This window comes from Burkholderia sp. SCN-KJ, assembly GCF_024656005.1.
Classification (GTDB): Bacteria; Pseudomonadota; Gammaproteobacteria; order Burkholderiales; family Burkholderiaceae; genus Burkholderia.
Window position 1 is genome coordinate 81,753 of the sequence record NZ_JANKOG010000025.1, and the last position, 14,018, is coordinate 95,770.

General features: G+C 70.4%; 17 protein-coding genes. 5 read left to right on the forward strand and 12 right to left on the reverse strand.

Features of this window, described 5'->3' with window-relative positions; genetic code table 11:
* Window positions 1–128: 128 nt before the first annotated feature.
* A complete protein-coding gene (gloB, locus tag NQV17_RS30920; protein WP_257775182.1) occupies window positions 129–935 on the reverse strand; it encodes a hydroxyacylglutathione hydrolase in 807 nt (268 codons plus the stop codon).
* 18 nt (window positions 936–953) lie between these two features.
* Here gloB and NQV17_RS30925 point away from each other — a divergent pair, with 18 nt between their 5' ends.
* Genes NQV17_RS30925 through dnaQ form a run of 3 tightly spaced genes read left to right on the forward strand, consistent with a single transcriptional unit; the run spans window position 954 to window position 2,991 of the window.
* Window positions 954–1,766 (forward strand): class I SAM-dependent methyltransferase, encoded by an 813-nt coding sequence (locus tag NQV17_RS30925; protein WP_044844904.1) that lies wholly within the window; start codon window positions 954–956, stop codon window positions 1,764–1,766.
* Window positions 1,763–2,206 carry a ribonuclease HI gene (rnhA, locus tag NQV17_RS30930; protein ID WP_044844905.1) on the forward strand — a complete coding sequence of 148 codons (444 nt, stop codon included), beginning with the start codon at window positions 1,763–1,765 and terminating at the stop codon, window positions 2,204–2,206. Before NQV17_RS30925 ends, rnhA begins: the two co-directional genes overlap by 4 nt.
* 50 nt (window positions 2,207–2,256) lie before the next feature.
* Window positions 2,257–2,991: a DNA polymerase III subunit epsilon gene (dnaQ, locus tag NQV17_RS30935; RefSeq protein ID WP_044844906.1), complete on the forward strand. Its 735-nt coding sequence runs from the start codon at window positions 2,257–2,259 to the stop codon at window positions 2,989–2,991.
* A gap of 40 nt (window positions 2,992–3,031) precedes the next feature.
* On the opposite strand, the gene NQV17_RS30940 is transcribed toward dnaQ, so the two are convergent.
* Window positions 3,032–3,364, reverse strand: a complete 333-nt coding sequence (locus NQV17_RS30940; RefSeq protein WP_044844907.1) for a YnfA family protein — start codon at window positions 3,362–3,364, stop codon at window positions 3,032–3,034.
* 540 nt (window positions 3,365–3,904) lie between these two features.
* On the opposite strand from NQV17_RS30940, the gene proP reads away from it, so the two are divergent.
* Window positions 3,905–5,389, forward strand: a complete 1,485-nt coding sequence (proP, locus tag NQV17_RS30945; protein WP_257775183.1) for a glycine betaine/L-proline transporter ProP — start codon at window positions 3,905–3,907, stop codon at window positions 5,387–5,389.
* A 117-nt stretch (window positions 5,390–5,506) separates the two neighbouring features.
* Here proP and NQV17_RS30950 read toward each other — a convergent pair whose 3' ends face one another.
* Window positions 5,507–5,704: a hypothetical protein gene (locus NQV17_RS30950; RefSeq protein ID WP_044844954.1), complete on the reverse strand. Its 198-nt coding sequence runs from the start codon at window positions 5,702–5,704 to the stop codon at window positions 5,507–5,509.
* Window positions 5,705–6,047: 343 nt separating this feature from the next.
* Window positions 6,048–6,677 carry a glutathione S-transferase family protein gene (locus NQV17_RS30955; RefSeq protein WP_044844909.1) on the reverse strand — a complete coding sequence of 210 codons (630 nt, stop codon included), beginning with the start codon at window positions 6,675–6,677 and terminating at the stop codon, window positions 6,048–6,050.
* 181 nt (window positions 6,678–6,858) lie between these two features.
* Here NQV17_RS30955 and phaZ point away from each other — a divergent pair, with 181 nt between their 5' ends.
* On the forward strand, window positions 6,859–8,082 hold the full coding sequence (gene phaZ, locus NQV17_RS30960) for a polyhydroxyalkanoate depolymerase (RefSeq protein ID WP_257775184.1): 1,224 nt from the start codon (window positions 6,859–6,861) through the stop codon (window positions 8,080–8,082).
* Here phaZ and NQV17_RS30965 read toward each other — a convergent pair.
* The 8 genes from NQV17_RS30965 to mdcC all read right to left on the reverse strand — a co-directional run bounded on the left by NQV17_RS30965 (window position 8,069) and on the right by mdcC (window position 14,010).
* Window positions 8,069–8,737 (reverse strand): phosphoribosyltransferase, encoded by a 669-nt coding sequence (locus NQV17_RS30965; RefSeq protein WP_257775185.1) that lies wholly within the window; start codon window positions 8,735–8,737, stop codon window positions 8,069–8,071. The genes phaZ and NQV17_RS30965 overlap by 14 nt on opposite strands.
* Window positions 8,738–8,912: 175 nt before the next feature.
* Window positions 8,913–9,434, reverse strand: a complete 522-nt coding sequence (locus tag NQV17_RS30970; RefSeq protein ID WP_124487570.1) for a phospholipase D-like domain-containing protein — start codon at window positions 9,432–9,434, stop codon at window positions 8,913–8,915.
* A 161-nt stretch (window positions 9,435–9,595) separates the two neighbouring features.
* Window positions 9,596–10,528 carry an acyltransferase domain-containing protein gene (locus NQV17_RS30975; protein WP_257775186.1) on the reverse strand — a complete coding sequence of 311 codons (933 nt, stop codon included), beginning with the start codon at window positions 10,526–10,528 and terminating at the stop codon, window positions 9,596–9,598.
* The gene (gene mdcB / locus NQV17_RS30980; RefSeq protein ID WP_257775187.1) at window positions 10,525–11,418 is read right to left on the reverse strand and encodes a triphosphoribosyl-dephospho-CoA synthase MdcB; all 894 of its coding nucleotides are present in this window, start codon (window positions 11,416–11,418) and stop codon (window positions 10,525–10,527) included. The genes NQV17_RS30975 and mdcB overlap by 4 nt, the downstream gene beginning before the upstream one ends.
* Window positions 11,415–12,083, reverse strand: coding sequence for a malonate decarboxylase holo-[acyl-carrier-protein] synthase (gene mdcG, locus NQV17_RS30985; protein WP_257775188.1), 669 nt, complete (start codon window positions 12,081–12,083; stop codon window positions 11,415–11,417). Before mdcG ends, mdcB begins: the two co-directional genes overlap by 4 nt.
* Window positions 12,070–12,777: a biotin-independent malonate decarboxylase subunit gamma gene (gene mdcE / locus NQV17_RS30990; protein ID WP_257775189.1), complete on the reverse strand. Its 708-nt coding sequence runs from the start codon at window positions 12,775–12,777 to the stop codon at window positions 12,070–12,072. The genes mdcG and mdcE overlap by 14 nt, the downstream gene beginning before the upstream one ends.
* Complete coding sequence (locus NQV17_RS30995) at window positions 12,764–13,699, reverse strand: biotin-independent malonate decarboxylase subunit beta (protein WP_257775190.1); 936 nt, start codon at window positions 13,697–13,699, stop codon at window positions 12,764–12,766. Before NQV17_RS30995 ends, mdcE begins: the two co-directional genes overlap by 14 nt.
* The gene (gene mdcC, locus NQV17_RS31000) at window positions 13,696–14,010 is read right to left on the reverse strand and encodes a malonate decarboxylase acyl carrier protein (protein ID WP_257775191.1); all 315 of its coding nucleotides are present in this window, start codon (window positions 14,008–14,010) and stop codon (window positions 13,696–13,698) included. The genes NQV17_RS30995 and mdcC overlap by 4 nt, the downstream gene beginning before the upstream one ends.
* Window positions 14,011–14,018 lie beyond the last annotated feature (8 nt).

The following is a 14,018-nucleotide window of genomic DNA, read 5'->3' on the forward strand; positions in this document are numbered from 1 at the left end:
GGAAATTGCTGGCGATACTACGGAAGTGCGTGCTTCACGTCAATAAAAACACCGAAAACTCAGCGAAATCCTACATTTGCAGCAATTTTTACAGACGCTACCTGAGGTTTGGAGTCCTCCCGAAATCGTCATCGGAACCGGTTTTTCCACTCGCGCATCAGCGTGAATGCCGCCAGTCGATCCGGCACCGTTTCGTGCAGCTCGGCCTCGAGCGTCGCGTGAATGGCCGCGCTGTCCGACCGCATGAACGGGTTGACGGCACGTTCGTGCGCGATCGTCGTGGGCAGCGTCGGCACGCCGCGCGCGCGCAGCGCCTGCGCATCGTCGCGCCACGCGGCGAGCGCCGCATTGCCCGGTTCGCACGCGAGCGCGAAGCGGATGTTCGACAACGTGTATTCGTGTGCGCAATGCACGCGCGTGTCGCCGGGCAGCGCCGCGAGCGCGTCGAGCGACGCGAGCATCTGCGCGGGCGTGCCTTCGAACAGCCGGCCGCAACCGCATGAGAACAGTGTATCTCCGCAAAACACGTGCGGGGCCGCCGCGCCCTGCCCGGCCGCTTGAAAATACGCGATGTGGCCGCGCGTATGACCCGGCACGTCGAGCACGTCGAACGCGAGCGCCGGTGCGCCGAGCGTCACGCGATCGCCGCCCGCGAGCGGGCGCGTGACAACGTCGATCGATTCTTCCGCCGGGCCATAAACGACCAGCGGCACATCGTCCGGTTGGCCATCTCGCAGCGCCGCGACACCGCCGACGTGGTCGGCGTGATGGTGCGTGAGTAAAATAGCGGTCAAGCGCCAGCCGCGTTCGGCAAGAACACGGCGTACCGGCGCGGCTTCACCCGGATCGACGGCGATTGCATCGCGGCCGTCCGAGACGAGCCAGATATAGTTGTCTTCGAATGCCGGCACCGGCACATATTCCAGCTCGTTCATGGGCGCGCAATCATCGTTATGTCCGATCGTCAAATTATAGACTGGCCCGCCTGGACCGACTCGCCACCCGGCCGCTACGTGCTGGACTGGGAGCAGGCGCAGCTCGACCGGATCGTGTCCGACGTCTTCGGGTTCCACGCGCTGCAGCTCGGCCTGCCGCAGCTCGACGCGCTGCGCGAGAACCGCATGCCGTATCGCGGCCTCGTGCTCGACCCGGCGAGCGGCGCGAGCGCGCCCTACCAGTATCCGTGGGCGCGCGAGGCGCATGCGCCCGAGCACGCGCCGGCCGATCGCAGCACGACCTGGTGCGACCTGCTCGACCTGCCGTTCGAGTCGCAGAGCGTCGACCTGATCGTGATGCCGCATACGCTCGAATTCACGTCCGACCCGCACCGCCTGCTGCGCGAGGCCGAACGCGTGCTGATGCCGGAAGGCCAGCTCGTGATCACCGGCTTCAATTCGCTGAGCCTGTGGGGCATGCGGCAGTCGTTCGGGCGCATGGCCAACCGCCCGTTCGTGCCGGCCGCACGCGACCAGATCGCGTTCATCCGGCTCAAGGACTGGATCAAGCTGCTCGGCTTCGATCTCGAGCGCGGCCGCTTCGGCTGCTACCGGCCGCCACTCGTCACCGACAAATGGCTTGCCCGCTACGGCTTCATGGAAGCCGCCGGCGACCGCTGGTGGCCGATCTTCGGCGCCGTCTACATGGTGACGGCCGTCAAGCGCGTGCGCGGCATGCGTCTCGTCGGTCCGATCAAGATGAAGAAGCCCGTGCTCGCGCCGGGCCTGACGCCGGCGGCCACCCCGACCACCCATCAAGAACACTCATGACCACCGACACCATCGACATCTATACCGACGGCGCCTGCAAGGGCAACCCCGGCCCCGGCGGCTGGGGCGCACTGCTGCGCTACGGCGACCGCGAAAAGGAGCTGTTCGGCGGCGAGCCCAACACGACCAACAACCGCATGGAGCTGATGGGCGTGATCGCCGCGCTCGAGGCGCTGAAGCGGCCGTGCCGCGTGATCGTCCATACCGACTCGCAGTACGTGCAGAAAGGCATCAGCGAGTGGATCCACGGCTGGAAGAAAAAGGGCTGGGTCACCGCAGCGAAAACCCCCGTGAAGAACGCCGACCTGTGGAAGCGGCTCGACGCGCTCGTCGCACAGCACGAGGTCGAGTGGCGCTGGGTGAAGGGCCATGCGGGCCATCCCGAAAACGAACGCGCGGACGCGCTCGCGAACCGCGGCGTCGCATCGCTCGCGGCCTGAATCGCAGCCTGAACGCAGGCCGCCCTACCGTCTTTCCCGATTTATCCGACATGCGCCAGATCATTCTCGATACCGAAACCACCGGCCTGAACCCCCGCACGGGCGACCGCCTGATCGAAATCGGCTGCGTCGAGCTGCTGAACCGGCGGCTCACCGGCAACAACCTGCATATCTATGTGAACCCCGAGCGCGACAGCGATCCGGGCGCGCTGGCCGTGCACGGCCTCACGACCGAATTCCTGAGCGACAAGCCGAAGTTCGCGGAAGTCGTCGACCAGATCCGCGACTTCGTGAAGGACGCCGAGCTGATCATCCACAACGCACCGTTCGACCTCGGGTTTCTCGACGCCGAATTCGCGCGGCTCGACCTGCCACCGTTCACCGAGCATTGCGGCGGCGTGATCGACACGCTGGTGCAGGCCAAGCAGATGTTCCCCGGCAAGCGCAATTCGCTCGACGCGCTGTGCGACCGGTTCGGCATCAGCAACGCGCACCGCACGCTGCACGGCGCACTGCTCGACTCGGAACTGCTCGCCGAGGTCTATCTCGCGATGACGCGCGGCCAGGACAGCCTCGTGATCGACATGCTCGACGACGCAGGCGCCGACGGCGGCGCGGCGAACGGCCAGCGCGTGGCGCTTGCGTCGCTCGACCTGCCGGTGCTCGCGGCGAGCGACGACGAACTGGCCGCTCACCAGACCCAGCTCGACGAACTCGACAAGTCGGTCAAGGGCGCCTGCGTATGGCGCAAGTCCGCCGACGCGGACGCCGCCGAAGCCGCCTGACGCGGCGTCTCACGAGCCGAAGCCGTGCCTGCAGCCGCGCTCAAGCGCGCGGCTGCAGCGCGATGACGGCCATCCCGCCGAGCGCGAGCATCGCACCCGCCACGTCCCAGCGGGTCAGCGCGATGCCGTCGACCGCCCGCAGCCAGATCAGCGCCACCGCGATATACACGCCGCCGTACGCCGCATACGTGCGCCCCGCCGCGCTCGGGTGCAGCGTCAGCAGCCACGCGAACAACGCGAGCGACAGCGCGGCCGGCACCAGCAGCCAGACGGGCCGCCCGCCCTTCAGCACGAGCCACGGCAGGTAGCAGCCGACGATCTCGGCCAGTGCGGTGACGGCGAACAACGCCGCAATCCTGATCAGTTCGGTCATCCGGTTCCTCACAGATTCGGCCCCCATCCGGCGGGCCGCGCGACCCTGCCGCGCGCCGCCGATCATACCGGAGCCGGCCCGCCGGAACCGCCACCAGACGGGGGATTCCGGGGCAATTTGCACGATCGTCTGTCATCGTGCTATCATATCGCCTGTTTCAACATTCAATCTCTGTCTATTCGATTTCGCAAGAAGTCCGTCCGCGTATTGCGGGCCGGTGCTTCGACCGAAATTGCATCCACAGGAAAGCCCGCCCGACAGGCCCGCTTTTCTCGTTTCGTTGCCCCTCCGGGGCGCTTGCCGGAACGCCGGACTCCGTCCGCGCCGGCATCTGCCGCTCGCATCACGCGGCCCATTCTTCATGAGCGCACCGTCGCGACGGCCCATCGGGCCCGCGTCGAAGCAGTCCCTTACGGCCCTTTACCGCCTCATGTGCAGTAAGCGCTTAAATGGCCTGCCCCGACGCGCAGCACACGACATCGCGCTCGCCGGCAAACCGTGTCGGACGGCCCGCCCGTTCCGGCGCAGTCAAAGGAGTGCATGACCTTGACCGCAACACACGTCAGCCCGACCGCTGCTTCTTCCTCCTCGTCGTCCGGCGAGGCTCCGCTCGCCGCGGACGACATTACCGTCGTCGACCAGAGCCTGCTCAAGCGCGCCGTCAGCGCGATGGCCATCGGCAATGCGATGGAATGGTTCGACTTCGGCGTCTACAGCTATATCGCCGTCACGCTCGGCAAGGTGTTCTTCCCGTCCAGCAGCCCGTCCGCGCAGCTGCTCGCGACCTTCGGCACGTTCGCGGCCGCGTTCCTCGTGCGCCCGCTCGGCGGCATGGTGTTCGGCCCGCTCGGCGACCGCATCGGCCGCCAGCGCGTGCTCGCCGCCACCATGATCATGATGGCCGTCGGCACCTTCGCGATCGGCCTGATCCCCAGCTACGCGTCGATCGGCATCATGGCGCCGATCCTGCTGCTCGTCGCCCGCCTCGTGCAGGGCTTCTCGACCGGCGGCGAATACGGCGGCGCCGCCACCTTCATCGCCGAGTTCTCGACCGACAAGCGCCGCGGCTTCATGGGCAGCTTCCTCGAGTTCGGCACGCTGATCGGCTATGTGATGGGCGCCGGCGTCGTCGCGCTGCTCACCGCGTCGCTGTCGCAGGAAGCGCTGCTGTCGTGGGGCTGGCGCGTGCCGTTCCTGATCGCGGGCCCGCTCGGCCTGATCGGCCTGTACATCCGGATGAAGCTCGAGGAAACGCCGGCGTTCAAGCGCCAGGCCGAGGAGCGCGAAGCGCAGGACAAGGCCGTGCCGAAGGCGCGCTTCCGCGAGACGCTGATGCGCAACTGGCGCGCGCTGCTGCTCTGCGTCGGCCTCGTGCTGATCTTCAACGTGACCGACTACATGGTGCTGTCGTACCTGCCGAGCTTCATGTCGTCGACGCTGCACTTCGACGAGTCGCACAGCCTCGTGCTGGTGCTGATCGTGATGGTGCTGATGATGCCGCTGACGCTCGCCGCCGGCCGCCTGTCGGACAAGGTCGGCCGCAAGCCCGTGATGCTGGCCGGCTGCGTCGGCCTGCTCGCGCTGTCGATCCCGTCGATGATGCTGATTCATGCGGGCACCACCGCGTCGGTGTTCGGCGGCCTGCTGATCCTCGGCGTGCTGCTGTCGTGCTTCACCGGCGTGATGCCGTCGGCGCTCCCGGCGCTGTTCCCGACCGAGATCCGCTACGGCGCACTCGCGATCGGCTTCAACGTGTCGGTGTCGCTGTTCGGCGGCACGACGCCGCTCGTCACCGCGTGGCTCGTCGACGTGACCCACAACCTGATGATGCCCGCGTATTACATGATGGGCGCGGCCGTGATCGGCATCGTGTCGGTCGTCGCACTCGCCGAAACCGCACGCCAGCCGCTCAAGGGCTCGCCGCCGGCCGTCGCGTCGCGCCGCGAGGCACACCAGCTGGCGCGCCAGCTGCGCGAGGAAGACGACGCGGAAATCTACGGCGTCGTGTCGACCGCACGCGCCTGAGCGTCGCCCGCGCGCCCATGAAAAAGCCCCGGCCGAAGCCGGGGCCCGATCGAATCCGATCCGCCCGACCGGCTTGCCCCGGCCGGGCGTTTTTTTATCCGTAGACGTGACGCGGGTTCATGCGTGCGCTTCGCAGTGGCGGCAGAAGATCAGCGCACGCGAACGCGACACGGCTGCCTGCGCGCCCCGCGCGGCGACGATCAGGCCGACCTGGCCGAGATTGAAGTCGCGCTCGACCATCAGTTGCGTCAGCGCGGCAAGCGGCAACACGACGGACGGGTGGTACAAACTCGATTCGATCAGCGCTCTCATCATCGGCTCCATCAGGCAATGCGTATTCGATGGAGTGGATTCTAGGGACGGCCCGCATCCGGATAAACGGCGCGAATGCGAAGTCACTTGTCAGCGGCGGAGAACAATCGGCTCGTCCTTGCCGGACGGGGCAGAGCGGGCGGCGCGCGGTCGCGCGGGCGCATAAAGCGCAGCGGCGCGACGTGGTTTTCAGCACGCCGCGCCGAACAATAACGCGCGGCCGGACGCGCCGCGGACTGCGGTTGGGTCGATACGCGCCGAATGCCGGCCCGGTTCCGACGCGGCGGGGCCAGACGCGCCGCCCTCGCCCGCCGTCGTTTCGGTGCCGCCGGGATCGACGCCGGGTTCAGGCGAGCGGAGTCTCGACAAACGCCGGCAGCGCTTCCGCACGCGCCGAATGCGCGGCCAGCGCCGGATACCGGGCCGGATCGATCCGCGCGAGCGCCGGATAATCGGCGGCCATGAACTGCGTGAAGCGCCAGGCGACGGCGACGGTCACGTCGGACTGCAGCAGCCGTGCGCCGCCGAACCAGCCGTTCGCGGCCGCGACGAGCGGCTCGAGTTCGCCGTACGCGGCTTCGAGCTGGCTGAGCACGCGCTCGAGCCACGGCGCGTGCTGTTTGTCGGTCGGCCGCAAAGCGTGCTCGTACACCACCTGCACCGTCTTCTCGGCCGCCGCCAGCGCGAGGCCGACCGGCACCAGCGTGCGCAGCCGCGCGTCGGCGGCGTCGGGCAGCAGGCGCCGCTCCGGCGCGACGCGATGGTCGAGGTAGTCGACGATCAGCGACGAATCGAGCAGCGTCGCACCGTCGTCGGTCACGAGCGTCGGCGCCTTCACGACCGGGCTGAACGACCGGAACCGGTCGAACTGACGAAACACCGAGACCGACTCGTGTTCGAACGGCAGGTCGAGCAGCTTCGCCGATATGGCGACACGGCGCACGAACGGGGAATCCAGCATGCCGATCAGCTTCATCGCAAACGCTCCGCTTGAGGGAATGGGACCGCCGACTGTAGCAGCGCCGCGCGTCGGTGCCTAGTGCGATGCCGCCGAAACGCGCGGCGAAATCCGCGTCGTCCGGTCACGATTCCGACACTCGCTGCGCGCCCGGAGTGACCATAATGCAGATTCACCCCCTTCCGCCTCGAGGTTCGCCATGTGGTACGACGTCGTCGAGCAGCAGCGGGAATGGATGCGCGCCTGGCGCGCCGCGACGCGCCACGCGTTCGACGTGTGGCCCGCCGCGACGCTGCCGCACGCCGCGTCGTCGTGCTACGACGACCTGTTCGAGCCGCTCCTCGGGCCGGCCGCCGGGCCGCCGCGCTTCGAGATCCGGCGGGCGGCCGTCGACGAGCGGATCATCGCGCGCACGCCGTTCTGCCAGTTGCGGCGCTTCGCACGCGACGATGCGCGGCGCGCGGTGCTGCTGTGTGCGCCGCTCGCGGGGCACGCGGCCGTGATGATGCGGGAGACCGTCGAGGCGCTGCTCGCGGACGGCGACGTCTGCGTGACCGACTGGGTCAATGCGCGCGACGTCCCGCTCGCGGCGGGCCGCTTCGGGCTCGACGAGTACGTGGCGACGCTCGACGGCTTCGTCGACGCGCTCACCCGCGACGACCGGCCGCTGCACGTCGTCGCCGTGTGCCAGGCCACCGTTCCCGCGCTCGGCGCACTCGCGCTGCGCGCCGCGCGCGGCCACGCACCGCCCGCGAGCGTCACGCTGATCGGCGGGCCGCTCGACGCACGCATCAACCCGACCACGCTCGGCACCACGGCCGCGTCCCGTTCGCTCACGTGGTGCCGCCGCCACCTGATCGACATCGTGCCGCCCCGCTTCCCCGGCCGTGGCCGGCACGTGTTCCCGACCTATCTTCAGCAGGGCGAGATCGCGCTGCTGTATCCGCAACGCTTCCTGACGCTGATCGAGGACTACGCGCGCGCCGCGTCGCACTTCGACCTGACGGCGCTGGCGGACGCGCGGCGCGCGCTGCGCGAATACACGGCGCTGCTCGACATGCCGGCCGAATACTTCCTGGATACCGTCGATATCGTGTTCCAGCGGATGTGCCTCGCGAACGGCACGTGGGAAGTCGGCGGCCAGCGCGTGGAGCCGGCCGCGCTGCGCGGCATCGCGCTGCTGACGGTCGAAGGCGGTCGAGACGCCGTCACCGGCGCCGGCCAGACGCATGCGGCACTCGACATGTGCCGCGGCCTCAAGGCCGGCGAGCGCCAGCGTCTCGATATCGACGATTGCGATCACTACGGGCTGTTCACGGGCGCGCGCTGGCACGGCAACGTCCATCCGGCGCTGCAGCGCGTGTTCGCGCAGGCCGAAGCCGTACGCCCGGGATCGCGCCGGCGCCGGGTCAGGCGGACGTGAGGTCGTCGTCCGGCCCGCGGGCCGCATCGAGGAGCGCACGCACCTCGTCGTCGCCGGTCTGGTCGAAACGCGCGTAGAACTGGCTGATCCCGAAGAAGCGCAGCGGCTGCGACACCGTCACGAACGCATCGGCCAGATCGTCGAACGCATGCTGGGCACCGGCCGGCGCGACGGGTGCGACGGCCACGATGCGCGCGGGATGGCGCTTGCGCAGCGCCTGCAGTGCGACGCGCATCGACGCGCCGGTCGCGATGCCGTCGTCGACGACGATCGCGATGCGCCCGTCGACCGGGAGCGGCGGCCGCGCGCCGCGATACAGCGTGTCGCGGCGCTGCAGTTCGGCGGTCTCGCGCACGATCACGTCGGCCAGTTGGGAATCGGACACGCCCATCGCGCGGATCGCCGCGTGCTGCAGGTGGATCGCCCCGCCGGCCGCGATCGCGCCGATCGCGAATTCGGGATCGGACGGCATGCCGAGCTTGCGCACGACCAGCACGTCGAGCGGCGCGCGCAGCGCCTGCGCGATCGGGAATGCAACCGGTACGCCGCCGCGCGGCAGCGCGAGCACGACGACGTCGCGACGCCCCGCATAGTCGTGCAGCGCGAGCGCAAGCTGACGACCCGCGTCGGCGCGATCGGCAAAACACTCGGTCAAGATCGGCTCCCTGCCGTTGGGCCGGATGCGCGACCTGCGCGCCGGCACCTGTTCAACGAGCATGGTTCATCGGACACGCCGATGCAAGCGGGGTCATACCGGCGTGCGCGGCAGGCCGATCGCGGCACGGAAAAGGATGGGTGGCGTTCGCCCGGGGCGGGCCGCCGTCAAGCGCTCAGAGCCCGCCGGCCTGCCGATACAGCCGCCAGAACGACTGCGCGTACGACTGCGCGAGTTCCGGCGCGCGCTGGAACACGTTGACCGTTTCCGCGTGCGCGGCCGCGTCGTCGGACAGCGTCGTCAGCGCGACGCTGTCGTCGACGATCACGAAGCGCGGTGCGGGATCGCCGTGCCGCGAATCGATCGCGACGTCGATGCCGGCCGATTTCAGATAGCCCGCGCCGCTGTACTTGCCCGCACGCGGCGAGCGCACCAGCACGACCCGCACGTCGATCCCGCGCGAACGCGCCGCGCGCAGCGCCGCCGCGACCGCGGGCGGCACGTACGCGTAGCCGGCCAGCAGCACGCGGCGCTGTGCCTGACCGATCAGGTCGACGGTCGCGTCGGCCGCCGCATTGTCATACGAAAAGTACCTGCCGACCGCGGCGGCGTCGGACGGAATCGGGCTGGCGTGGGCAGTCGCCGCGCAGCAAAGCGCGGCGACGAGGAAGGCGGCTGGTCTCATGGCGGGCGCCATTGTAGCGACGCCAATTCGCATGACAAGCGCCTGCTGCAACGCTGCTGCGCCGGCGCAACACCCGGCGCGGAACGACCGGTCGGCAGGCAGATTTCGAAGCGGATTTCGAACTGGATTCGAAGCGGTTGCGGCGCGTGATCCGGCCGCTCGCCCGCCGCCGGTCAGCCGGCCGCGACGCGCGCGAGCCAGCTCGCGATACCGTCGACGGAACGGAAATCCGCGACGCTGCGTGCCGGCAGCGCCGGATACGCGCCGCCCGCCATCTCGGCCAGTGCGCGGCCCGGGCCGAGTTCGAGAAACGCGGTCGCGCCGGCCTCGACGCACGCGGCCAGGCAGGCCGCCCACTCGACCGGCTCCGCGATCTGGCGCGCAAGCTTGTCGAGCCCGGCGTCGACATCGAGCACCGACGCGCCGTCGATCCCCGAAAACAGTCGCGTGCCGGGCAGCGGCCGGCGCACGTTCACGGCGGCCAGCGATGCGCGAAACGCGGGCACCGCCGCCGCGAGCCGGCGCGTGTGCGATGCGATCCGCACGCACACGGGCGCGACCCGCAGCGCACCGTCGTGTGCGGCGGCGTCGGCCACCGCGGCGACGTCGGCCTGCCGCCCGGCCAGCACGAACGCATCGCCCGGATTGGCGATCGCGATCGCCGCATCGCGGCCGTCGCACAGTTGCGCGAGCCGCGCACGCGTCAGCCCGCGCACGAATGCCATCCGTTCATCGCCGCCGCTCGCGGCATCCATCGCGCGCGCGCGCGCATCGGCCAGCGCCAGCGCGTCGTGCGGATCGATCATCCCCGCGACGCTCCACGATGCGACTTCGCCGACGCTGTACCCCGCGACGCAACGACGCCGCGGCCACATCGCCTCGAGCAACATCGTCGCCGCAAGCGCCTGCACCGTGCAGAGGATCTGCGCAGCGCGGTTCTCGCGCAGCGCATCCGGTTCGGCGTGTCGCACCCAGTCGCGCGGATCGTCGCCGAGCAGCCGGCCGGCGTGCGCGAACAGCGCATCGGCTTGCGGCACCGCGCCGGTCAGCTCGAACATGTCCGCACGCTGCGCACCTTGCCCCGAACAGAGGATCGCCAGCGTCATCGTCCCGCCTCGTTCGTCTCGCCCGTCTCGCCCGTTTCATCCGTTTCGAGCGCATCGACGAACACGCTCATCGCCAGCAGATCGGCCGCGCCGCCCGGGCTCAGCCGGCGCGCGACGAACGCGCGGTGCGCGGCGGCCGCGCGCAGTCGCCAGTCGCGGGCGCGGATGCCGCCGCGGGCAACAAATGCGCGTGCCGTGGCGCGCGCGAAATCGAGGCCGGCCTGCCCGCCGCGGTGCAGCAGGTTCGTATCGTCGAGCGCGGCGATCAGCGCGAAGCAGGCGTCGACGCGCGCGGCCTCCGGATCGTCCGGTACGCAGCGCCGCGCGCGGCGCAGGGCCGGCAGCCCGACGCCGTACACGGTCGTGAACCCGTCGGCCGCCTCGCGACGCGCGCCGCCGACGCCGTAGCGGCGGCTCGCGCGCTCGCCGTGACTGTCGGGCAGCCGCGGGCCGCCGAGGATCTCGGTGCCCCAGCGCCGCGCGACGAACGCGCCGTGCGTCAGCGTGCGTGCCGCGGTGCCCGGCACCGTGCGGCGGCCGGCGGCCGCGCACAGCAGCCCGAGCCCGAAGATCGCGCCGCGATGCGTGTTGACGCCGCCGGTCGCGGCAAGCATCGCGTGCTCCGCGCGCAGCCCGATCTTGCGCAGCGCGGCCATGTCCGCGTCACGCGCGCCGGCTTCGGCGAGCTCCGCGAAGTACGGCCGCAGCACGGCCGCGCTGCGCACGAACATCGTGGCATCCATGTCCGCATGACTGCCGGTGTCGACGTGACTGACGAGGCCCGGCTTCGGATAGGTGTCTATTTCCAGCACGAGGCTGTGCTCGGCGAGTTCGGCGATGCGCTCGGCATCGGACGGCACCGGCGCGCGGCAGGCGGCCCACGCACTCATCGCGTGCCTCCGGTGAATGCGTCGGCAGGCATCAATTCGACGGCGATCGCCGTCTTGACCGCGACTTCAGGCAGCCGCGCATGCAGCTCGCGCCAGTTCACGCCGGCGCCGTCGTCGCGCAGCAGTTCGCCGTCGATGCGCATCGGCGCGTGTGCGTCGAGTGTCGCCAGGCCGTCGAGCAGCGCGGCGAGCGAGGCGGCGTCCGGCAGCGGAAACACGAGGTCGAGATCGGACGACGCGCTCAGGTAGCGCTCGCCCGTCAGCGCCTGCCATGCGAGGCTGCCGAATACGCGGCCCTGCACGCCGCAGCGGGCGCCGAGCGCAGCCAGGTCGCGCAGCGTCGCGTGCCATGCGTCGGGGGCGACAGCGAGCACATCGGCGAGCGTGGGCAGCGGACCGACCGACGCGAGCGCGTCGGCGGCGACGTTCATTGCAATGCGCCGCTTGCCCGCCGAAGGCGGCAGCGGCAAGCCGAGCGGGATGCGCCCCGCATCGGCCTCGTCCGGCGACGCGCGGCGCACGATCAGCGGCCAGCCGTGCGCGGCCCACGCCTGCACGAGCGGATCGGCCGCCAGCGCGGGATCGCGCGCGCAGGCCGCGCCCCACCCGGCCGCCGTCAGCGTGACGAGCGTGTGGCGGCGCAGCGGCGTGTCAGCGTGCGGCACGCGCGAGTGCCTCGACGCGCTGCGCGACGTCGGCCGCGACCGGCCGGCCGCGCGCCGCACGCACGTCGTTGCGATCGGCCGGCTTGCCGAGCCATTCGGCGACCTGCGCGTCGAGCGCGCGGGCCGGGTCGAGCACGGCGTCGACGGCGCCCATCTTCACGAGGTTGTCGAGCCCCGGCGCGAACACCGGCGTCGAGCGCGCCATCTCCTTCAGCACGTCGATCGGCAGCTTCGTCACGCGCGACATCGACGGCAGGTCCATCACTTCCGGCTCCGCGCCCGGCACCGCGAGCAGCGTGCGCGTCGCGAGGGCGGTCGCGATGAACGCGCCCGCGGCCGTATGGCCGTACAGCAGGCCGATCGTCCGGTGCCCGGCGAGCTCCGCGTGCATCAGGCATTTCGCGAGATGCGACAAGCCTTCGTTCAGGCCGAGCAGTTCGTCGCGCTTGCTCATCCGCTGGCTGTCGCTGTCGACGAGCACGAGAATCGGCATATCGCCGCCGCGCTCGATCGTGTCGAGCACGTGCGACGCGAGCGTCACGGCTTCGTCGATGCCGAACGGCAGCCGGTCGGCGACGCCGATCACGTCGACGCGCGTGCCGGTCAGATCGGCGTGGCCCGCCAGCAAGCCGCCGGTCCGCGTGATCGCGTGGCCGTTCGGGAACAGCGAGGTCAGTACTTCATCGAGCGTCATGCTGCGCCTCCTGCAGTTGATCGGCGAGCTTCGCGAATTCATCGTCGGGCATGCCGGGAATCGCTTCCGGCTCGCTCGCGCCGAGCGCGCGCCACACGTCGAGCGCGTCCTTGCATGCGCCGAACCGTTCGACGCGCGCTTCGAGACGCGCCTGCTCCGCGCGCAGCATCGCCGCGTCGAATTTCGGCGCACGGCCGATCAGGTCGAGCGCGGCCGCGCGAAACGCGTCGGGCGTATCGGCCACGTAGCGGTCCGCGCCGCCGATCAGACGGCGATGCTTGCCGCCCATCGTGCGCCAGATCAGCGCGCGGTCCTTCGCATCGAATTCCTCGACGCCGCGATTGGTCTCGATCACCTCGGGCCCCGACACGCTGATGCGCCCCTGCTCCGACACCGCGAGCGCCGAACAGCACGCGGCGAGCAGGCCGCCGCCGCCGTAGCAGCCCGCGCGCCCGCCGATCAGCCCGATCACCGGCACGCCGGCCGCGCGCGCCTCGACGAGCGCACGCATGATCTCGGCGATCGCCAGTTCGCCCGCATTCGCTTCCTGCAGCCGCACGCCGCCCGTATCGAACAGGATCAGCACCGGCGTGCCGAGGTCGCGCGCCGCACGCAGCAGCCCCGTGAGCTTCGCGCCGTGCACCTCGCCGAACGCGCCGCCCATGAAGCGGCCCTCCTGCGCGGCGACCAACACCGGCGTGCCGTCGAGCCGGCCGCGGCCGACCACCATCCCGTCGTCGAACTGCTGCGGCAGGTCGAACAGCGGCAGGTGCGGGCTCGTCACACGTTCGCCCGGCCCGAGAAATTCCGTGAAGCTGCCCGCGTCGAGCAGCCCGTCGACGCGCTGGCGCGCCGACGCTTCGTACCAGCTCGCGCGGTTCGCGACGAACGCGGGTGCGTCGTGGATCGCGTCGCTCATCATGCGTCCCCCTCGATCGCTCGCACGGCTTGCGCGAGCCGCAGCGACACCATGTCGGGCCGCGCGCCGCCGTCGTTGATCGACAGCTTCAGGCCGCCCGGTGCGCGCCGTTCGACGAAGTCCGACACGACGGCCTGCCACACCGCGCCGAAACCGACCGCCGCGGTGCGGATGTCGATCTCGCATTCGTTGCCCGGCAGCACGCGCTCGACGAGCACCTCGAGATTGCCGGACGCGACCACGCCGACGAGCGCCGTGGCCAGTTCGCCCTGCGCGCGTTCGCGCGCGGTGAAGCGATAGTTCAACTGTTCCATGCCCTTGT

Bases quoted from the DNA above. Each gene is read 5' to 3' on its own strand.
- mdcE (WP_257775189.1), bottom strand. From the start codon at position 12,777: ATGACGCTCGATGAAGTACTGACCTCGCTGTTCCCGAACGGCCACGCG.
- NQV17_RS30995 (WP_257775190.1), bottom strand. From the start codon at position 13,699: ATGATGAGCGACGCGATCCACGACGCACCCGCGTTCGTCGCGAACCGC.
- phaZ (WP_257775184.1), top strand. From the start codon at position 6,859: ATGTGGTACGACGTCGTCGAGCAGCAGCGGGAATGGATGCGCGCCTGG.
- rnhA (WP_044844905.1), top strand. From the start codon at position 1,763: ATGACCACCGACACCATCGACATCTATACCGACGGCGCCTGCAAGGGC.
- NQV17_RS30955 (WP_044844909.1), bottom strand. From the start codon at position 6,677: ATGAAGCTGATCGGCATGCTGGATTCCCCGTTCGTGCGCCGTGTCGCC.
- NQV17_RS30925 (WP_044844904.1), top strand. From the start codon at position 954: ATGTCCGATCGTCAAATTATAGACTGGCCCGCCTGGACCGACTCGCCA.
- gloB (WP_257775182.1), bottom strand. From the start codon at position 935: ATGAACGAGCTGGAATATGTGCCGGTGCCGGCATTCGAAGACAACTAT.
- NQV17_RS30970 (WP_124487570.1), bottom strand. From the start codon at position 9,434: ATGGCGCCCGCCATGAGACCAGCCGCCTTCCTCGTCGCCGCGCTTTGC.
- mdcB (WP_257775187.1), bottom strand. From the start codon at position 11,418: ATGAGTGCGTGGGCCGCCTGCCGCGCGCCGGTGCCGTCCGATGCCGAG.
- NQV17_RS30940 (WP_044844907.1), bottom strand. From the start codon at position 3,364: ATGACCGAACTGATCAGGATTGCGGCGTTGTTCGCCGTCACCGCACTG.
- NQV17_RS30975 (WP_257775186.1), bottom strand. From the start codon at position 10,528: ATGACGCTGGCGATCCTCTGTTCGGGGCAAGGTGCGCAGCGTGCGGAC.
- mdcC (WP_257775191.1), bottom strand. From the start codon at position 14,010: ATGGAACAGTTGAACTATCGCTTCACCGCGCGCGAACGCGCGCAGGGC.
- NQV17_RS30950 (WP_044844954.1), bottom strand. From the start codon at position 5,704: ATGATGAGAGCGCTGATCGAATCGAGTTTGTACCACCCGTCCGTCGTG.
- dnaQ (WP_044844906.1), top strand. From the start codon at position 2,257: ATGCGCCAGATCATTCTCGATACCGAAACCACCGGCCTGAACCCCCGC.
- proP (WP_257775183.1), top strand. From the start codon at position 3,905: ATGACCTTGACCGCAACACACGTCAGCCCGACCGCTGCTTCTTCCTCC.